Annotated in this window: 15 protein-coding genes and 1 other RNA gene; 10 read left to right on the top strand and 6 right to left on the bottom strand. The window is 48.9% G+C overall.

The features are described from left to right. Positions 1-315 precede the first annotated feature (315 nt). Positions 316-2,874 carry a S9 family peptidase gene (locus AAAT87_RS12980; protein WP_428848584.1) on the top strand — a complete coding sequence of 853 codons (2,559 nt, stop codon included), beginning with the start codon at positions 316-318 and terminating at the stop codon, positions 2,872-2,874. A 263-nt stretch (positions 2,875-3,137) separates the two neighbouring features. Here AAAT87_RS12980 and AAAT87_RS12975 read toward each other — a convergent pair whose 3' ends face one another. Next, a complete protein-coding gene (locus AAAT87_RS12975; protein ID WP_349226635.1) occupies positions 3,138-4,310 on the bottom strand; it encodes an MFS transporter in 1,173 nt (390 codons plus the stop codon). A gap of 422 nt (positions 4,311-4,732) precedes the next feature. Between AAAT87_RS12975 and AAAT87_RS12970 the strand changes: the two genes are divergently transcribed. From AAAT87_RS12970 to AAAT87_RS12945, 6 genes are all read left to right on the top strand, one after another. Then, on the top strand, positions 4,733-4,906 hold the full coding sequence (locus AAAT87_RS12970; RefSeq protein ID WP_194256376.1) for a PG1828 family lipoprotein: 174 nt from the start codon (positions 4,733-4,735) through the stop codon (positions 4,904-4,906). Positions 4,907-5,295: 389 nt separating this feature from the next. Beyond that, positions 5,296-6,684, top strand: coding sequence for a tRNA (N(6)-L-threonylcarbamoyladenosine(37)-C(2))-methylthiotransferase MtaB (gene mtaB / locus AAAT87_RS12965; RefSeq protein WP_298530163.1), 1,389 nt, complete (start codon positions 5,296-5,298; stop codon positions 6,682-6,684). Between the two features lie 50 nt (positions 6,685-6,734). Beyond that, positions 6,735-7,619 (top strand): tRNA modification radical SAM protein MnmL/YtqA, encoded by an 885-nt coding sequence (mnmL, locus tag AAAT87_RS12960; RefSeq protein ID WP_349226634.1) that lies wholly within the window; start codon positions 6,735-6,737, stop codon positions 7,617-7,619. A gap of 3 nt (positions 7,620-7,622) precedes the next feature. Beyond that, on the top strand, positions 7,623-8,651 hold the full coding sequence (locus tag AAAT87_RS12955; RefSeq protein ID WP_349226633.1) for a glycosyltransferase family 2 protein: 1,029 nt from the start codon (positions 7,623-7,625) through the stop codon (positions 8,649-8,651). A 181-nt stretch (positions 8,652-8,832) separates the two neighbouring features. Continuing rightward, the gene (locus AAAT87_RS12950; RefSeq protein ID WP_295024924.1) at positions 8,833-9,651 is read left to right on the top strand and encodes a gliding motility protein GldB-related protein; all 819 of its coding nucleotides are present in this window, start codon (positions 8,833-8,835) and stop codon (positions 9,649-9,651) included. A gap of 81 nt (positions 9,652-9,732) precedes the next feature. Next, a complete protein-coding gene (locus AAAT87_RS12945) occupies positions 9,733-11,922 on the top strand; it encodes a S9 family peptidase (RefSeq protein ID WP_153097514.1) in 2,190 nt (729 codons plus the stop codon). A 204-nt stretch (positions 11,923-12,126) separates the two neighbouring features. Here the strand turns inward: AAAT87_RS12945 and AAAT87_RS12940 are convergent, their stop codons facing one another. The 3 genes from AAAT87_RS12940 to AAAT87_RS12930 form a co-directional block, all read right to left on the bottom strand. Beyond that, positions 12,127-12,756 (bottom strand): hypothetical protein, encoded by a 630-nt coding sequence (locus AAAT87_RS12940; protein WP_296972066.1) that lies wholly within the window; start codon positions 12,754-12,756, stop codon positions 12,127-12,129. Between the two features lie 29 nt (positions 12,757-12,785). Next, positions 12,786-13,649, bottom strand: a complete 864-nt coding sequence (locus AAAT87_RS12935; RefSeq protein WP_295024922.1) for a sigma-70 family RNA polymerase sigma factor — start codon at positions 13,647-13,649, stop codon at positions 12,786-12,788. Positions 13,650-13,829: 180 nt separating this feature from the next. Then, the gene (locus AAAT87_RS12930; RefSeq protein WP_295024921.1) at positions 13,830-15,296 is read right to left on the bottom strand and encodes a trypsin-like peptidase domain-containing protein; all 1,467 of its coding nucleotides are present in this window, start codon (positions 15,294-15,296) and stop codon (positions 13,830-13,832) included. A gap of 456 nt (positions 15,297-15,752) precedes the next feature. Between AAAT87_RS12930 and rnpB the strand changes: the two genes are divergently transcribed. From rnpB to AAAT87_RS12915, 3 genes are all read left to right on the top strand, one after another. Beyond that, positions 15,753-16,185, top strand: an RNA gene (gene rnpB / locus AAAT87_RS12925) — RNase P RNA component class A. Positions 16,186-16,296: 111 nt separating this feature from the next. Then, positions 16,297-16,731: a hypothetical protein gene (locus AAAT87_RS12920; protein ID WP_089544165.1), complete on the top strand. Its 435-nt coding sequence runs from the start codon at positions 16,297-16,299 to the stop codon at positions 16,729-16,731. A gap of 21 nt (positions 16,732-16,752) precedes the next feature. After that, positions 16,753-17,160, top strand: coding sequence for a YkvA family protein (locus AAAT87_RS12915; RefSeq protein ID WP_089544164.1), 408 nt, complete (start codon positions 16,753-16,755; stop codon positions 17,158-17,160). Positions 17,161-17,310: 150 nt separating this feature from the next. On the opposite strand, the gene AAAT87_RS12910 is transcribed toward AAAT87_RS12915, so the two are convergent. After that, positions 17,311-18,645 carry an NADP-specific glutamate dehydrogenase gene (locus tag AAAT87_RS12910; protein ID WP_293550752.1) on the bottom strand — a complete coding sequence of 445 codons (1,335 nt, stop codon included), beginning with the start codon at positions 18,643-18,645 and terminating at the stop codon, positions 17,311-17,313. Between the two features lie 367 nt (positions 18,646-19,012). Then, entirely contained in the window at positions 19,013-19,105 is a 93-nt protein-coding gene (locus tag AAAT87_RS12905; RefSeq protein ID WP_153089932.1) for a smalltalk protein, read from the bottom strand. Positions 19,106-19,117: the final 12 nt, after the last annotated feature.

Below are 19,117 nucleotides of genomic sequence, written 5' to 3'. Positions count from 1 at the left end.
TTTTTACTGAAAGCTGCTACTAACGACTCATAAATCTACCCTTAATCGTGTATTGGATGATAGTTGCGGATTTTAGGGTTTTAATACTTCTTTCTTTTTCTGTTTGACGATGCAAAGGTAAATGGATTTTTTGGAATGACAATGAACGGAATAGGGGTTTAACCCAACTATAACTTTCTGAAAGCTCTTCTTAACGTTCAGATAACATAAAAACAGAATAATCCCGATAAAAAGCAAAAAATGTAAGCGAAAGTTTCGCTTATCTCAACTTTTATTTGTAATTTCGCAGAAAATTTAATATAATTGAAATAAATCATGATGAAAACAACAAGAAAGAGCCTCTGGGCTCTCACTTTCAGCGCAGCTCTCTGTGCTTCGCTTTCTGCCAATGCCGATACTATCGAGGTGCAGAAACTGAAGCATGTGGGTCCATTCCCTGTGTCTACTCCCTGGATGGCAGACAGCGTAAATGTGAAGGGAGAAAAGTTTGCAATGGAGGGGGTATTAGACTCTCCATTATCGTTCAACCTATTGAATAATGGCAAGGAAGTGGCAGCTTCTCAGCTCTTGGCTGATAATGCCAAGCAGAATGCACTCCATCTGGCTTCCTTCACCGTATATAACACCAGCCGTACCAAGGCTACTGTAGAGGTAAAGGGCTTGAAGCAATACCGCCTCTTCGTAGATGGCGAGCAGGTGAAGGTGAAAGGTGACAAGGCTGAGACCGTCTTGCTGCCTTCTACCCATACTGTGGTCATCAAATATCTCACCTCATCTGATTCGTCTTCCGATAAGACTGCAGACAAGGATGCTGCCCAGGATTTCAAGGTGAGCGTTACTGCTGCCGATGGCAAGCAGCTGAGCGTGGGCGAGGCTTCTGCCAATACCAAGCGCACCCTTAATATATATGATGCAATCTGCATGCCAAACTATTCAAGTGTGGCACTTTCGCCAAATGGCAAGTTTATGATTGTGTGCAAGACTTGGGTAGACCGTCAGGGCAAGAAGCATAGCATCAACGAGCTGAGAAACAGCCAGACTAGCAAGGTCGTTGCTTCCTTTGAGGAGAACGTAAGATGGATGCCTCGCACCAACAAGATGTACTTTACCGAGAAGGCGGGCGACAATGCTATCGCCGGTGAAGGAAAGGCAGACGGAGCCATGCAGCTTATCACCATCAATCCGCTGAATATGGAGCGCGAGGTGATGGCGGCTAATATTCCGGAAGGATGGTTCCTGTTTACTCCAGATGAGAAATCGCTTATCTATACGCTCTATGAGGAAGGCAGAAAGAAGGACCCTCAGGTGTACGATGTAAAGGAACCAGATGACCGCCAGCCTGGATGGAGAACCCGCAGCTATCTGGCTAAGTATGATCTGGCTTCAGGCATTCTCCAGCCGCTTACCTTCGGCTACCATAATGTTTATCTCAACGATATTTCCGCAGATTCCCGCTATCTGCTCATCGGCAAGAGCGAGGAGCGCCTTACCAAGCGTCCTACTACTCTCAACTCGCTCTATCGTCTCGATCTGAACGATATGAGTGTTGAGGCGCTGGTAGAGAAGGGGGAGTTCCTGAACAGTGCCCAGTTCTCGCCAGACGGCAAGAGCATTCTCGTTACCGGTTCGCCTGAGGCTTTCGATGGAATTGGAAAAAATGTGGAGGAGGGACAGATTCCTAGCATGGTTGACACCCAGCTCTATCTGATGAACCTGGCGGATAAGAAGGTTCGCCCGATGACCAAGAATTTCAATCCTAACGTGCAGAGCGTGGATTGGAGTAAGGCGGATGGCAATATTTACTTCACTGCAGAGGATAAAGACTGCATGCATCTCTTCCAGCTGAACCCGAAGTCGGGCAAGTTTACATTGCTCAAGACTCCGGAGGAGAACATCAAGAGCTTCTCCATCGCAGCGGCTGCTCCGGAAATGGCGTTCTCAGGACAGAGCGCATCCAATGCCGACCGACTCTACAAGATGAGTACCAAAGCGCAGAAGTCGCTGCTCGTAGATGATCTCAGTGCCCGCCTGCTGAAAGACATCGAGCTGGGCGAGTGCAAGGCTTGGAACTTCGTGAATTCCCGTGGCGACACTCTTTGCTGCCGTTACTATCTGCCACCTCATTTCGATGCTTCCAAGAAGTATCCGATGGTGGTGAACTACTATGGTGGTTGCAGTCCTACCACCCGTATGTTCCAGAGCCGCTATCCTCATCATGTCTATGCTGCGATGGGGTATGTGGTGCTGGTAGTGAATCCGAGCGGTGCTACTGGTTTCGGTCAGAAGTTCTCTGCCCGCCACGTGGATACTGCCGGCGAGGGAGTGGCTGAGGATATTATCTCCAGCACCCAGGCTTTCTGCGATGAGCATAGTTTCGTAAACCGCAAGAAGATTGGTTGTATCGGCGCTAGCTACGGTGGCTTTATGACTCAGTATCTTCAGACCAAGACCGATCTCTTTGCCGCAGCCATTTCTCATGCCGGCATCAGTGATCATACCAGCTATTGGGGCGAAGGCTATTGGGGCTACAGCTACAGCGAGGTTTCCATGGCGAACGAGTATCCTTGGACCAACAAGCATCTCTTCGTAGATCAGAGTCCGCTCTACAATGCTGACAAGATTCATACTCCATTGCTCTTCGTGCATGGAACAGCCGATAACAATGTGCCTGTGGGAGAGAGTATTCAGCTCTATACGGCTTTGAAGCTTCTTGGCCGTCCAACGGCGATGGTTCTGGTAGATGGTCAGGATCATCACATCATCGATTATGAAAAGCGCATCAAGTGGCAGAACACCATTTTTGCATGGTTTGCCAAGTGGCTGCAGGATGATGGCAGCTGGTGGAAAGAGATGTATGGAGAGGAAAAAATGTAAAAAGAAGGGTGTGTCATAAGTCCAGATAATGACAACCGAGGACGGGCTGAAAGCCCAAAAGCTCCTAGCCCAGGGCAGCGCCCTGGGTTTTAGAACAAATACAAAAAGTCGCCCTGAAAGGGCAAAAGCTTTCAATTTCAAAGCTTTTGCCCTTTCAGGGCGACTTTGCTTTTTGCCAATATTACCCAGGGTGCTACCCTGGGCTAGGAGCTTCTGCCCTTTCAGGGCGTATTGGATGTGACTTATAATACATCCTCTTTTTCTTATTTCTTATGGCTCAATGAAATCATCAGGGAGATGAAGGCGAAGGAAATGCCTACGATGCAGACTCCCAACCAGTCGGCTTGGGTCCACACGTATCCGGCACAGAACGTACCGAGCGAACCACCGATGAAATAGGTCGTCATGAAGATGGTGTTGGCACGGTTGGAAGCCTGCGGAATCTCCTGCAGGCAGCCGCTCTGATTGCTGAGCTGCTGACATTGCAGTCCGATATCTACCAGGATGATGGCTGCGATGAGTCCTGCATAGGTGTCGCCGAAGAGGAGGGCTATTGCCCAGGCGATGATCTGCATGGCTGCTCCGAAGAGGCTGAACTTGTGGATTCCGAACCTTGGAACCAGCTTTCCTACGCTGCTGGCTGCCACGGCTCCCATGATTCCGCAGAGTCCGAGCATTCCCACCATGTCGCTGCCTGCATTGAAAGAAGGCTGGGCAAGATGGAAGGCGAGGCACGACCAGATCGCCATCATGCTTCCGAAACCGAAGGAGGCACGGATGGAGTAGATGCGGATGGAAGGATGGAGGATGAAGATCTCAGCCACGGTAGTCATCAGTCCTCTGTAAGTACCCACATAGTTGCGCTTCATCTCAGGCATCATCAGCATCATGATTCCCATGCAGACTACCATGACGAGGGCGGCGATGAAGAACATCTCCCGCCATCCCAGCCATTCGCCGATGTAACCGCTGATTACTCGCGAGGCAAGAATACCCGTGAGCAGTCCGGAGAGCACAAAGCCCATGTTCCTGCTCTTGTTTTCGGGTGTGGAGAACTGTCCGGCTATCGGGATGAAGAACTGGGGAATCACGGAACAGGCACCTATGAGCAGGGAAGCTCCCCAGAGCATCCATACGTTTTGTGCCACAGCCATCACGATTGCCATCAAGGCTGCAATGGTCATGTTCACGAGGATGAGTTTCTTGCGCGAAAACATGTCTCCCATAGGGATGAGAAAGAACAGTCCCAGCGCATAACCTATCTGGGTAATCACGGTGATGAGGTTGGCGCTCTGCTCGGTAATGTCCAGATCGTGGCGGATCAGTTCGAGAAGCGGCTGGTTGTAGTAGCAGTTGGCTACTGTGAGTCCTGCGATGATAGACATCATCAGGAGAATGCTGCGGGGAATGCCCTGATTTTCTTTTAGCTGTATCATTTTTCTGTTTATCTGTTGCTCTTTTCTTGTTTGTCGAAGATTCTTTTTCGAGTGCAAAGTTACAGAAAAGTTTGCTGTCAGCCAAGTTTTGAGGTTTGATTTCTTAGAAAAAGTTTCTGCTTTCTTCCTCGCGCGTACCTTATTATGTGTATATAGCACGGTTCAGACGGGGTGTTGGCGCGCACCTTTGTTACGCTAAAAAACACCGAAAAGTGTTAAAATCGGGCTGTTTTCGGACACACTAAAAACTTTAACTTTCGTTAGCACTTTGTAAATGATTGAATATCAGCAGATTGTGATTTTGTTACAAAATGCCCCTAAAAAAAAACACAAAAAAAAGTTCGCCGTATCAAAAAAATGCTTACCTTTGCATCAGTTTTAATAAACGAATGATTGTTTTACAGATTTAAAAAGCAAAGAAAATGAAGAAATTAGTTTTTATGTTCGTAGCTATCGCAGCTATCTCTTTCGCATCATGTGGTAACAAAACAGCTCAGACAACAGCTACTGCTGATTCTGACACAGCTGTAGTTGATTCAGCTGCTGATTCAGTTGCTGTTGATACAGCTGCTGCTGCTACAGATTCAGTTAAGTAATTTAGAATTACTTGCGAACGAAAAATGAGAGAAACAACCGCTGGACTTCGGTCTAGCGGCTTTTTCGTTTTATAGAGACTATGTTTCATTTTTTTTAGGTTGCTGAACTTTCGCCTGTGGTTTAAGTACGGGCTGAAGGCCCAAAAGCTCCTAGCCCAGGGCAACGCCCTGGGTATAATAGCAATTTGCGAGGCGCCCTGTAAGGGCAAAAGCTTTGTTAATTGTCTGATATTTGAAAGCTTTTGCCCTTACAGGGCGACAGGTTTGCGTCCGTAATTACCCAGGGCGCTGCCCTGGGCTAGGAGCTTCTGCCCTTTCAGGGCGTATGGCGCTTACTTGTGAAAGTTCAGTTAGGTTACCTTTTAGAAATATTAGAAAAAGATAAATATATGATAGATTCAAGTGCCTTCCAAGGCAAAAAGGCTGCCTACTATACGCTGGGCTGCAAACTCAATTTCTCGGAAACCTCCACTTTCGGCAAGATGCTCGAAGATATGGGCGTCATTACGGCACAGAAGGGGGAGAAAGCAGACATTTGTCTCATCAATACTTGCTCGGTGACTGAAGTTGCCGATCATAAGTGCCGTCAGGCTATCCATCGCATGGTGCGACAGAATCCTGGTGCCTTCGTCATCGTCACCGGTTGCTACGCGCAGCTGGAGTCGGAGAACGTGAGCAAGATTGAGGGTGTTGACCTGGTGTTGGGCGCCAACGAGAAGGCCCACTTGATTCAGTATCTCAGCGATGCATGGGCCAAGAAGTTTGCCGTAGAAAACGGACTTCCTGTCACCGGCGAGAACCTGGAGTCTTCTGATTCTGCGCTTCATCAGCACCACAGCGTGAAGACCAAGGAGATCAAGACCTTCCAGCCTTCATGCTCCCGTGGCAACCGTACCCGATACTTCCTGAAGGTGCAGGATGGTTGCAACTACTACTGCACCTATTGCACCATTCCTTTCGCCCGTGGCAATTCCCGCAACCCAAGCATCGAATCGCTCGTGGCTCAGTGCGAGCAGGCGGCAGCTGAGGGCGGCAAGGAAATCGTGATTACCGGTGTGAACATCGGCGATTTCGGACAGACCACCCATGAGCGGTTCCTCGACCTTGTGAAGGCGATGGACCAGGTGGAAGGCATCAAGCGTTACCGTATCTCCAGTCTGGAGCCGGATCTCTGCGATGATGACCTCATCACCTACTGTGCCGAGAGCCGTGCCTTCATGCCTCACTTCCATATTCCGCTGCAGAGCGGAAGCGACGAGGTGCTTAAGCTGATGCACCGCCGTTACGACAAGGCGCTTTTCGCCCACAAGGTGAACCTGATCAAGGAGAAGATGCCTGATGCGTTTATCGGCGTAGATGTGATGGTGGGCTGTCGTGGTGAAACTCCGGAGTGTTTCGAGGAGTGCTATGAGTTCCTGAAGAGCCTGCCTGTTACGCAGCTCCACGTGTTCCCATACTCCGAGCGTCCTGGAACAGCAGCCTTGAAGATTCCATACGTGGTAGATGAGAAGGAGAAGAAGCTGCGCTCCAAGCGTCTCCTTGAGTTGAGCGACCAGAAGACTCAGGAGTTCTATGCCCAGTATATCGGTACCGAGGCTGAAGTGCTCTTCGAGAAGGCGCCAAGAGGCAAGGCGATGCATGGTTTCACCAAGAACTATGTTCGTGTGGAACTTTCGCCAGCTCTTGCCAAAGAGGAATACGACAATCAGTTCATCAAGGTTCGTCTGGGTGGTTTCAATCACGACAAGACGGCGTTGAAGGCAGAATTGATTGGATAGCTCAAAGTAAAGGCTGATCATAAAGTTCAAAGTTCAAACCTCAAAGTTCAATGTACTACAATGATTTTGGCTCCTGGATCCGGAAGCGGTTTCCTGACTTCCGGGTTCAGAAGATTTCGATAGATGCAGGATTCTCTTGTCCTAACCGGGATGGGAGAATCTCGAGCGGAGGATGCACGTACTGCGACAACCGTACGTTCAATCCCAGCTATTGCGACCGCAGGAAGTCGATAACGGAGCAGTTGGAGGAGGGCAAGGCCTTCTTCAGCAGGAAGTATCCGGATATGAAGTATCTGGCTTATTTCCAGGCTTATACCAATACCTACGCCAAGGTGGAACTTCTCCGTCAGATGTACGAGGAGGCGCTGCAGGTAGAGGATGTGGTGGGAATCGTAATAGGAACCCGTCCTGATTGCGTGAGCGATGAATTGCTGGATTATCTCGAGGCGTTGAACCGGCGCACCTTCGTACTGGTGGAGTATGGCATTGAGAGTGCCAACGATGAGACCCTGAAGCGCATCAACCGTGGTCATGATTTTGCCTGCTGCCGGGATGCGGTGGAGCGAACCCACGCCAGGGGAATCCTCACGGGTGCCCACATCATCATCGGCTTGCCGGGTGAGGATGCGGCAGAGAGCCTCCGTCAGGCACCCATCATCTCTTCCCTTCCCATCGACATCCTGAAGATTCACCAGATGCAGATTATCAAGGGAACCCGCCTGGCACAGGAGTATGCAGAGCATCCCTTCCACGTCTATACGGTGGAGGAATACATCGATGTCATCGTAAAATACATCCGGCTCTTGAGAAAGGACCTGGTGCTGGAACGGTTCGTCAGCCAGTCGCCTAAGGAACTGCTTGTCGCACCGAAATGGGGACTCAAGAACTATGAGTTTACCAATCTCCTGAATAATAAGTTAAAGAGTTTACTGTAAAATATGGCTAAAGTTGCAATCGTAATATTAAACTGGAATGGGCAGAAGATGCTTGCCAAGTATCTGCCTAATGTCGTGGAATATTCACGGCAGGATGCTGAGATATGGGTGGCTGACAACAATTCGTCAGACCAGTCAATGCTTCTTCTGGAGACTCAGTTTCCCCACGTCAAGACCATCGTGCTGGAGCAGAACTTCGGCTTTGCCGAGGGCTACAACCGTGCGCTGGAGCAGATAGAGGCAGAATATTATGTTCTCCTGAACAGCGATGTGGAGGTGGCTCATCACTGGCTCACTCCGCTCATCGAGTTCATGGATTCCCATCCCCAGGTGGCAGCCTGCCAGCCTAAGCTCCTGGCGGAATACGACAAGGATATGTTTGAGTATGCGGGAGCCTGCGGCGGTTTCCTCGACAAGTTCGGCTATCCGTTCTGCCGGGGACGCATCTTCGAGACCGTGGAGCGCGACAACGGACAGTATGATTACCAGCAGGAGGTGCTCTGGGCTACGGGTGCCTGCATGATGATCCGTGCCAAGGATTACTGGGAGGCAGGCGGACTGGATGGCCGCTTCTTTGCCCATAGCGAGGAAATAGACCTTTGCTGGCGATTACGCCTGATGGGCAGGAAGATCTACTGCATTCCGGAGAGTGAAGTCTATCACGTGGGTGGTGGAACCTTGCCGAAGAGCAATCCGATGAAGACTTTCCTGAATTTCAGGAACAATCTAACGATGCTCTATAAGAATCTGAGCGATAAAGAATTATCTCATGTTATGAGAGTGAGATGGTTCCTGGATTATTTGGCAGCTTTCGAGATGCTGATCCTGAAACGCAACCTGGGCGACTTCAAGGCAATCTTCAAGGCGCGCAGGGCTTTCCAGGCATGGAAGCACGATTTCGATGAAGACCGCAAGAAGATTCAGGAGAATAGAGTGGAGGAAAAGATACCGCAGGTTTTCGATTGCTCCATCCTCTGGCAGTATTACGCCAGGGGCAAGAAACTCTTTTCGAACTGCACGATTCGATACTAGGGAGCTAACTCCTTGACTCCTCAATAAACGACAGAATATTGCACAGATAGCCAATAGTGAGTAAAAGTGTTAGCATTTTGCTCGCTATTGGCTGTTTTTTATTATTTTTTTGAGATTTTGCTTGGTAATTTAAATATTTTTTAGTATTTTTGCAGTCGTAACCAGAAGACTTTAAAATTACGTGAAAAGAATATTTGATTATATCGTCATATTAGCATTTATTATGCTCTGTTCGGCCTGCGAGTTCAAGTTCAAGCCGAACGAGGAGGCTGACGCTGTCCCATTAACGGTGCAGCGCTACGACCGTCTGCAAAGCAGATACCTTACCACCGGTGATTTCTCTGCCCTTCAGCAGATGAATACCGACTATCCGATAGAAACCCGAACACTGATAGAGAAGATGCTGCAGCTTGGTACCATTACCGACGCCAACATCAGCAACCGTTTCCTGATGTTCTATCAGGATTCCACCCTCCAGTCGCTTATCGCAGATGCTGAGGCCATGTATGCGAACATGGACGACATCAACGAGCAGCTGAAGAAATCGTTCGGCCGTCTGCACGACTGGCTGCCTGAGCTTCAGCAGCCATACTTCTATGCCCAGATCGGTGCGCTCGACCAGAGCATCGTGGTAGGTGAGCATTCGGTAGGTATTTCACTGGATAAGTATCTGGGTCCGGAATATCCGCTCTACAAGAAATTCTATACAGCCCAGCAGCGTGCTACCATGCAGCGCGAGTATATCGTGCCCGACTGCCTCACCTTCTATCTGCTGAGCATCTATCCGATGAAGGATTTCGATACCCGTCCGCAGCTGGACCGCGACCTGCACATGGGCAAGGTCATGTGGACCGTGAACAAGGCGCTGGGCAAGGATATACTGGACACCAAGTATGTGAAGACCATCCAGGCTTATGTGAAGCGCAATCCGAAAATCACAGTCAAGGAACTGCTGGAAGACGAGGACTATTCGCCTATCGAAGCGCTGCATAAGGACTAAGCAGCAGGATAAGGACTAATCGGATAAGGATTAGTCTGCTGCTGGATGAAGCAGGAAAAACAAAAGCATTTAATACAATACATGAAAAGATTTTCAATTTTTGTTGCAACGATGATGATGGCATCAGTAATGCAGGCAGCTGAGAAGCTCGATTTGAAGTCGATTACTTCAGGTGCATTCTCTGCCTCATACGTTACAGGAATCAACCCTATTGAGGGTACCGATCTCTATGCTTCCATCAGTTCTGATGGCAAGCAGGTAGTAAGTTATTCTTTCAAGACTGGCAAGCAGGTGGCTGTGCTCTTCGACGTAGAGGCTGCCAAGGCTCCGATGAAGTCGGTAGAGGGCTACGTGATGAGCCCGGATGGCAAGAAGATGCTCGTCTTCACCAAGAGCAAGGCGGTGTATCGCCGTTCGTTCAAGGCTGAGTACTTCATCTACGATATTGCCCGCAAGACCATCAAGAAGCTTTCTGAGGGCGAGAACCAGCAGGTGGCTACCTGGTCGCCGGATTCACGCCACATCGCCTTCGTCAAGGACAACAACATCTTCGTAACCGATGGCGAGAAGGAAGTGCAGGTTACCAAGGACGGAAAGTTCAATGAAGTGATCAATGGTATTCCCGACTGGGTATATGAGGAGGAGTTTGCCTTCAACCGTGCCTTCGCCTGGAATGCTGACGGAACCTCACTCGGCTGGATCCGTTTCGACGAAAGCCACGTGAAGACCTATTCCCTCCAGCTCTTCGAAGGCGCCAAGCCTACCCGCAGCGAGTTTCACGATTATCCGGGAGAGTATTCCTACAAGTATCCTAAGGCAGGACAGGACAACTCCAAGGTGAGCCTCTGGAGCTACGATATGAAGACGGGCAAGACCCTCGCACTGGATGTTCCGGTAGATGCAGACGGCTACTATCCTCGAATCAAGACCACTCCAGACGCCAACAGTCTCATCGTCTATACGATGAACCGCCACCAGGACGACATGCGCCTCTACTCCGTGAATCCATTCACCGGCAAGAGCAAGCAGATCATCCAGGAAAGCGTGCCTAAGTTCATCAAGGAAGAGGTGATGGAGAACAGCATCGTGGGCAAGAAGAACATCCTGCTCCCTAGCGACCGTGACGGCTACATGCACCTTTATCTCTATGATATGAAAGGCAAGCTGATCCGCCAGGTAGAGAAGGGTAACTACGATGTTACCGCCATCTACGGCATGGATGAGAAGACCGGCGACATCTATTTCCAGGCAGCCATGCTCAATGCACACGACCGCCAGGTTTATGTGGCTCACAAGAACGGCAAGGTGGATCGACTCACTTCAGAGGAGGGTTCCAACTCGGCTTACTTCTCAGGCGATTACCGCTATTTCGTGAACAACTGGAGCAGCTACAGCCATCCATACGTTTACACCGTACGCAACAACAAGGGTAAGGTGATTAAGACCCTGGAGGACAACAAGAAGCTGTTGGAGAAGACCAAGCAGTATAACTGGGGCAAGCGCGAGACCTTCACCTTCACTACATCAGAGGGCGTGAAGCTCGACGGATGGATGGTGAAGCCGGTAGATTTCGATGCCAGCAAGAAGTATCCGGTCATCCTCTTCCAGTATTCCGGTCCGGGCAGCCAGCAGGTGCTCAATTCCTGGAGCACGGGAAGCATGGGTTCCGGTGGAGCCTTCGATTACTATCTGGCTCAGGAGGGATTCATCGTGGCTTGTGTAGATGGCCGTGGAACCGGTGCCCGTGGTGCTGAGTTTGAGAAGTGTACCTATCTGCGCCTCGGCGACCTGGAGTCAAAGGATCAGGTGGAGACAGCTCTCTATATGGGCAGTCTGCCATACGTGGATAAGGACAACATCGGTATCTGGGGATGGAGCTATGGTGGTTTCAATACCCTGATGAGTATGAGCGAAGGCCGCCCTGTGTTCAAGGCTGGTGTGGCTGTTGCGCCTCCTACCTGCTACCGCTTCTATGATACGGTCTATACCGAGCGTTACATGCGTACTCCTCAGGAGAACGAGGATGGCTACAAGGTAAACCCAATCGAGCGTGCCGACAAGCAGCATGGTGCCTTGCTTATCTGTCATGGACTGGCAGATGACAATGTTCATCCACAGAACACCTTCGAGTATTCAGAGGCATTGGTTCAGGCAGACAAGGATTTTAAGGAGCTTTGGTACACCAACCGCAACCACGGCATTTCGGGAGGTAATACCCGCAATCATCTCCTGCGCCAGATTACCAACTGGTTTAAGGATAAAATGAAATAAAGACATCAGGTTTATTCCTATAAAAAAAGCCCCCGGAGGTTTCACAACTTCCGGGGGCTTTTGCCCTTGGAGATTTCACAACTTCCTAGGGGCCGAACTAAACTACTAACATGCAGCGGTAATCTAGTACCGCTGACGCCCTAAAAAATAATTTTTAATATAGGTATTAACTACTAAATATTTTTTTTAAAAAACTTCTTTTCTTTATGCTTCAGCTTTTTTCTTGGCTTCCGCCTTTTTCTGCTTCAGTTCTGCCTTCTTCTGCTTCACTTCGGCTTTTCTCTGCTTCAGCTGGCTCTTTACTTCAGCTTTCTTCTGCTTCAGCTGAGCCTTTGCCTCCTTCTTTTCAGCCTTTCTTTCAGCCTTGGTCTTTGGCTCCTCCATGTCGCTTGGCTCTATCGCCTTGAACATGAACTTGCTCTCGTCGATGTTCTTCATCTGCCATGGAGTAGGGAGGTCCTTCGGCTTCTCGCCGTTCTTCAGGCGCTTTGCCTTCGCCTGCTTGGTGTAACGGTCGTGCAGCTTGGTCCATTTCTTCTCCGCCTTCTTGAAGTTGCGGTCGAAGATCACGATGCAGGTTCGCTTGGGTGCACCGATCGACTCCAGATATTCCTTCAGCTGCAGGGAGTAGTTCTCTCTGTTGTCCAGGAAGAGCTTCTTGTGAGTCAGATATACTGAATCAACTCTCTGCACGCTGGTCATATACACCGTAGAGTCGTTGAACGACGATGCGAAACCGAACATATATGCAGTTGTCGGATCATTCTTGGCGTGGGCCGTGAATGAAGAGATGGCTGCGATAGCCAGTGCTAATGCGATTTTTAAAACTTTCATTTATTCTTTTCTATACTTATGTTTTGCGCTTACTGTCCCAGATAGGATTTCAGCAGTTTATTCTTCGTGTTGTGTCTGAGTCGGCGCAGGGCTTTCTCCTTGATTTGCCTTACACGCTCCCTCGTCAGGTTGTACTTTTCACCTATCTCATCCAGGGTCATTTCCGGCGAACCGTCTATTCCGAAGAATGCTCTCAGCACCTTCTGCTCCTTGTCGGTGAGCAGCTTCAGTATGCGGCTTACCTCCGCCTTGAGCGATTCTATGGCGAGTTCCCTGTCTGTATTGGATGAGTCACCAGACAGGAAGTCGATCATGCTGCTGTCCTCGCCGTCGGCGATAGGTGCATCCATGCTCACGTGGCGTGAGTTCGCCTTCATGGCGTCTGCAATCTTGTCTTCGGGCAAATCCACACGCTCTGCAATCTCATCCACGCTCGGCTTGCGCTCGTGTTCCTGCTCGAACTTGTTGAGTTCCCTTGTTATCTTGTTGACGCTACCCACCTGGTTGAGGGGGAGGCGTACCAGTCTGCTCTGCTCGGCAATAGCCTGCAGAATGCTCTGTCTGATCCACCAAACGGCATACGAGATGAACTTGAAGCCGCGTGTTTCATCAAATTTTTCTGCAGCTTTGATAAGCCCAACGTTTCCTTCGTTGATAAGGTCAGGTAAGCTGAGTCCCTGATTCTGGTATTGCTTGGCAACAGATACCACGAATCTCAGGTTGGCTTTGGTCAATCTCTCCAGGGCTCTCTTGTCCCCTTTTCTTATGCGCTGTGCGAGTTCCACTTCCTGATCGGTTGTCAGGAGTTCCTCGTGTCCAATTTCTTGGAGATATTTGTCCAACGATGCGCTTTCGCGATTCGTTATAGACTTTGAAATTTTCAGTTGTCTCATGGTAGCAATTTAATTTTGTAGATGCAAAAGTACACTTTTTGTTTGGAAAAACAAAAAAAATAGCAGATATTTTTCAAAATACCTGCTATTTTGTCATTTTTTATCTTTTCAGAGGGATTAAGTTCTCTTTTCTTAGGAACTTCAGCCGGGTTCTTCCGGTGATAGGCGCCCCTCAGCCGATTAGTCCTTCTGCAGTGGAACAGCGAAGTAAGCCTTCTTGCCTGTAGGCCATACACCCTGGATGTAGAGCACAGGATCCTTGCTGGTAGAAGCACTCTTCACAGCCTTCTGCAGGTCGTCGAGCGATGTGATGTTGCTGTCGTTGATGCGCTGGATAATGAATCCGCGTGAAATGCCGGCATCCTTCAGGGCACCGCTGTTCACCTTCATCACCTCTACACCATACTTGATGCTGAGCTGGTTCTTCTGGCTCTCTGTAACAGGACGGAAGGTTCCGCCGAGCACGTCGAGGTCTGCACTCTTGATTACTGAAGTGTTGCCCTGGGCATTCTTCAGGGTGATGGTCTTGGTGGTCTCCTTCTTGTTGCGCAGGTAGGTGATGCTCATCTTGTCGCCAGGGCGCTTGCCGTTGAGCGACTCCTGCAGCTCAGCCATCTTGGTCACCTTCTTGCCATCTACCTTGGTAATCACGTCGCCTTCCTTCAGTCCGGCAGCAGCACCGTTGCCGTCTTCATCTACCTTGGCGATATAGACACCCTCGTTGGTTCCCAGGTTCACGTCCTTGCCGTTTTCCTTCTGGGCGTTGATGTAGTTGAGCACATCGCTACCCTGGATGCTCAGCATCACGCGCTGTACGCTTCCGTACTTCTTCAGGTCATCCACCACCTTGTTCATAATAGAGGTAGGAATGGCGAAGCCGTAGCCTGAGTAGGAACCGGTCTGGGAGTAGAGCATGGCATTGATGCCCACCAGCTCACCCTGGGTGTTGACGAGTGCACCGCCAGAGTTACCTGCGTTGATGGCAGCATCGGTCTGGATGAAGCTCTCCACGCCGTTGGCACCGAGAGAACGAGCCTTGGCAGAGATGATACCTGCGGTAACGGTATTGTTGAGTCCGAAAGGATTGCCCACTGCGATGACCCATTCACCCACCTTCACATTGTCGCTGTTGGCGATAGGCAGGGTAGGCAGGTTCTTGCCATCCACCTTGATGAGGGCGAGGTCGGTGGTCTTGTCGGTACCGATGATGCGTGCAGAATATTCGCGGTTGTCGTTCAGGGTCACGGTCAGTTCATCTGCGCCTTCCACCACGTGGTTGTTGGTTACGATGTATCCGTCTGAGCTGATGATCACGCCCGAACCTGTAGCCTCTCTCTTAGGAGTCTGCACCTGCTGCTTGCGTGTGCCGCCCTGACCTCCAGGATTGCCGAAGAATCCGAATGGGTCGAAGAAGCCTCCGAATGGGTCGCTCTGAACATCTACGGTCTTCACCTTCGAGTTCTGTACGTATTTGATATGTACCACGGCTGGCAGAGCCTTCTCTGCTGCGTAAGTGAGATCAACTGGTTGACCTGGTGCCTCTGCTGTTACAGCTGGTGAAGCGTTCACCTTCATGAAAGCACCTGTTGAGAATGCTAGCGAACCTACGCATAGCACTGCCATTACATAATTAGTTACCTTTTTCATGTTTAATATCCTTTTTATTATTATTTCCTTTTTTATTGTTACGCCTAGCCTTCTGCCAATTCTATGCCAAAACCATCGGGGCTGCCAAATCTGTCAGCTTCTTGCCTCAGCTTTTCGGTTGCAAATATAGAGTCATTTTTTGATATACGTATAACTTTGAGCCATTTTTTATTCCGTTTTAACATTTAAAATTAACACTTTAACGGCTCTTAAACAAGAATAGCCCTATTTTTACAATTATTTGCTACTTTTCTGAAAAATGATAGTTTTGTATATGAAATTAAAACTTCTTAATATGCAAACGAATGTGAACGGAACAAGAGGGAAAGATGACTGGAATGTCAGTCTTTCGGGGTGAGAAAGCAGTAAAATCATCCCCAAAAAGCGAAAAGAGTTTAAAAACTCAGAGAAATTGGCTGTTAAGTCGAACTTTTTTGCTATCTTTGCATTTCGAAAGCAGTGCTCCGGCTTGTCGCTGGCATTCTCTACTGGGGGGTGCGAGAGGAAAGTCCGGGCAGCGTAGGGCATCCCACTTCCGAAAATAGAAGCTATTGGTGACAGTAGGTGTCGGTAGAAGAAAATTACCGCCCGAAACTTATTCCGTAGCGAAGTCAGGCTCCGGCAGGGCATCGTGGTTTAGTGTCGGGTAAGGGTGAGAAGGTGGTGTAAGAGACCACCAGCTGGCGGGTGATCGCCAGGCTGTGCCATCTGGGAGCTGTAAGCTCATGTAAACCGCAGATTGAGGGCGGCTCGTCCGATTGCCTTCGGGCTACTGCGGAGGGTAGAGTGCTTGAGCCCAGGGGTGACTCTGGGACTAGATAAATGACAGGCACCCGTATCGTTTCTGACGGTATGGGTACAGAACTCGGCTTATAGGAGCACTGCTTTCTTTCTTTTAGTTCTTTCTGCATCATATATATATAAAAGGTATGGAGACATATATACCTGTCAATGCAATGTATGGTGCGGTGTTTCAAACCATTTAAAATAACCAGCAATTATGAATCTTAGAGAACCGGAAAAGCAGATATTAGACGATTTTGAGCACAAGGTAACCAACAAGATGCAGAAGTATGGCGATGAACCCGACTTCCCTAAGTTGGAGAACTATGGACTTACCCGCATGGAGCTGGATGACTATCTCTTCGATAAGCAGGCCATCCTCGACATGGGCGGCTCCAAGCGTACGCAGCTCACGGTGGGCGGTTTCATCACCGTCATCCCCGTATTGATCCTTTCCTGCTTCCCAGATAAGTCGCCTATCTATGAGAACGGCAAGGCAATGACCACCATCATTGCCATCATCATCGGTCTGCTGCTCGCCTGCTTCTGCAAGGCATTGCTCCAGATGGTGATCCTCTACCGTGTGAACAAGCACAAGGAAACGAAGATGGAGACCTTTATCAAGGCAGTACTCTTCTATGAAAAAAGATAATAACATTAAAGCATTGAAGATATGAATTTACCTGATTTTATGGCTTATAAGGACAAATTCACTCAGAGTGCATTTGTCGAGAAGATTTCGCACGTGGCAAAGCGTGCAGGTGCCAAGATGGTTTATGCAGCTCTCATTCTCTATTATACGCTGGAGAGTGACAAGGTGGCGCTCAAGGACAAGGCGATGATTATCGGCGCTCTGGGCTACCTCATCAGTCCGCTCGATGTGATTCCCGATGCCATTCCGATAGCGGGACTGAGCGACGACCTGGCAGTGCTCATCTTCGTGCTTCATAAGGTATGGGGAGATGTTTCTGAGGATGCGAAGCAGAAGGCTCACGACAAGCTCGCACAGTGGTTTGATGAAGATGAGCTTCCACAGGCAGAAGATCTCTTCAAGGAGAATCCGGAAGATACTCCGGTCTGATTCATTTAGAATACATTCATTTTTCGGAACCCGTTTCCGAATTTGGATTCAGGACAATAGCAAAGCGGCGGACTCTCACGAGCCTGCCGCTTCTATTAATAACTAATAAATGATCAAATTTTTTTTTATCTTTTATCCGTTTTATCTTTTTTATACGATACCCTGAGCCATCATAGCCTTAGCTACCTTCAGGAATCCGGCTACGTTAGCACCCTTTACGTAGTTTACGTAACCGTCGTTCTCAGTACCGTACTTCACGCAGTTGGCGTGGATATCGTTCATGATGTCGTGGAGCTTAGCGTCAACCTCCTCGCGTGACCACTTCAGGCGCTCAGAGTTCTGGCTCATCTCAAGACCAGAAACAGCCACACCACCAGCGTTGGCAGCCTTACCTGGAGCGTAGAGGATCTTGGCATCCTGGAACACCTTGATAGCCTCTGGAGTAGAAGGCATGTTAGCACCCTCGCTCACAGCGAATACACCGTTTGCGATGAGAGCCTTGGCAGCCTCCTCGTTGATCTCGTTCTGAGTAGCAGATGGCAGTGCGATGTCAGCCTTCTCAAACCAAGGCTTAGCACCCTCTACATACTTCACGCCATATTTCTCAGCATATTCCTTGATACGGCCACGCTCTACGTTCTTGAGCTCCATGATGTAGTCGAGCTTCTCGCGGTCGATACCGTCTGGATCGTAGATGTAACCATCAGAGTCTGAACATGTAACAGGCTTAGCACCCAACTGGAGCAACTTCTCCATAGTGTACTGGGCAACGTTACCTGAACCAGAAACCAATACAGTCTTGCCCTTGATGTCGATGCCCTTGGTAGCGAGCATGTTGCAGAGGAAGTAAACGTTACCGTAACCAGTAGCCTCAGGACGGATGAGAGAACCACCGAACTCCTGACCCTTACCGGTCAAGACACCCTGGAACTGATGAGTCAACTTCTTGTACATACCGAAGAGGTAACCTACCTCACGGCCGCCTACACCGATATCACCAGCAGGAACATCCTCGTCTGGACCCATGTGACGGTAAAGCTCAGTCATGAAAGCCTGGCAGAAACGCATCACCTCATTGTTGCTCTTGCCACGTGGAGAGAAGTCAGAACCACCCTTTGCACCACCCATAGGGAGAGTAGTAAGAGAGTTCTTGAAAGTCTGCTCGAAAGCAAGGAACTTCAGGATACCCAAGTTTACAGACTTGTGGAAGCGAAGACCTCCCTTGTAAGGGCCGATCACGTTGTTGTGCTGAATGCGGTAACCCATGTTAGTCTGTACGTTACCCTTATCATCTACCCAAGATACACGGAACTGGATGATGCGGTCTGGGATGCAGAGGCGCTCGATGAGGTTTGCCTTCTCGAACTCAGGGTGCTTGTTGTACTCTTCCTCGATAGTACCGAGAACCTGACTAACTGCCTGGATATACTCAGGCTCATTTGGGAATCTTCTTTGGAGATTCGCGATTACTTCAGATGCTTTCATAATCTTTATCTTTTATTGTGTTTGAAATTTCTTTTTTATTGTTTGCGATTGCAAAGATATAGTTTTTTCTTGAAATAACCAACAAAAAGAAAGAAAAAATGCACAAAAAGTAGAAAAAAGACAATCTTTTAACTTTTCGTAAAGGTTCATGTACCCTAATTGTGTGCGTACACCTTATTATATATATGAAGAGCAGTATTCTTCGATGAAAATGACCCGAAATGACCTTGACCCGAAATGACACTCTCGGAAAAGTGAGAAACCGCCCCTCCTGTCTCAGGAGGGAGCGGTCTAATTATGAACTAATTTAATCTGATTATGAACTAATTTAAAATGATCATGAACTAACTTTTTCTTTTGAAAAAAACTACACGCAGCTTGAAACACCAAGCGAAGTGGCTATTGCGGTGAGAATGCTAATCGCAATCTGAATCACCATTTTCCAAGTATCCTTCTTCATTGTTTTAATGTT

The organism is Segatella sinensis (assembly GCF_040095255.1).
GTDB lineage: Bacteria > Bacteroidota > Bacteroidia > Bacteroidales > Bacteroidaceae > Prevotella > Prevotella sinensis.
This window is presented reverse-complemented; position numbering and strand designations above follow the sequence as displayed.

Bases quoted from the DNA above. Each gene is read 5' to 3' on its own strand.
- AAAT87_RS12905 (WP_153089932.1), bottom strand. From the start codon at position 19,105: ATGAAGAAGGATACTTGGAAAATGGTGATTCAGATTGCGATTAGCATT.
- AAAT87_RS12975 (WP_349226635.1), bottom strand. From the start codon at position 4,310: ATGATACAGCTAAAAGAAAATCAGGGCATTCCCCGCAGCATTCTCCTG.
- AAAT87_RS12970 (WP_194256376.1), top strand. From the start codon at position 4,733: ATGAAGAAATTAGTTTTTATGTTCGTAGCTATCGCAGCTATCTCTTTC.
- AAAT87_RS12955 (WP_349226633.1), top strand. From the start codon at position 7,623: ATGGCTAAAGTTGCAATCGTAATATTAAACTGGAATGGGCAGAAGATG.
- mnmL (WP_349226634.1), top strand. From the start codon at position 6,735: ATGTACTACAATGATTTTGGCTCCTGGATCCGGAAGCGGTTTCCTGAC.
- AAAT87_RS12915 (WP_089544164.1), top strand. From the start codon at position 16,753: ATGAATTTACCTGATTTTATGGCTTATAAGGACAAATTCACTCAGAGT.
- AAAT87_RS12910 (WP_293550752.1), bottom strand. From the start codon at position 18,645: ATGAAAGCATCTGAAGTAATCGCGAATCTCCAAAGAAGATTCCCAAAT.
- AAAT87_RS12935 (WP_295024922.1), bottom strand. From the start codon at position 13,649: ATGAGACAACTGAAAATTTCAAAGTCTATAACGAATCGCGAAAGCGCA.
- AAAT87_RS12980 (WP_428848584.1), top strand. From the start codon at position 316: ATGATGAAAACAACAAGAAAGAGCCTCTGGGCTCTCACTTTCAGCGCA.
- AAAT87_RS12940 (WP_296972066.1), bottom strand. From the start codon at position 12,756: ATGAAAGTTTTAAAAATCGCATTAGCACTGGCTATCGCAGCCATCTCT.
- AAAT87_RS12930 (WP_295024921.1), bottom strand. From the start codon at position 15,296: ATGAAAAAGGTAACTAATTATGTAATGGCAGTGCTATGCGTAGGTTCG.
- mtaB (WP_298530163.1), top strand. From the start codon at position 5,296: ATGATAGATTCAAGTGCCTTCCAAGGCAAAAAGGCTGCCTACTATACG.
- AAAT87_RS12920 (WP_089544165.1), top strand. From the start codon at position 16,297: ATGAATCTTAGAGAACCGGAAAAGCAGATATTAGACGATTTTGAGCAC.
- AAAT87_RS12945 (WP_153097514.1), top strand. From the start codon at position 9,733: ATGAAAAGATTTTCAATTTTTGTTGCAACGATGATGATGGCATCAGTA.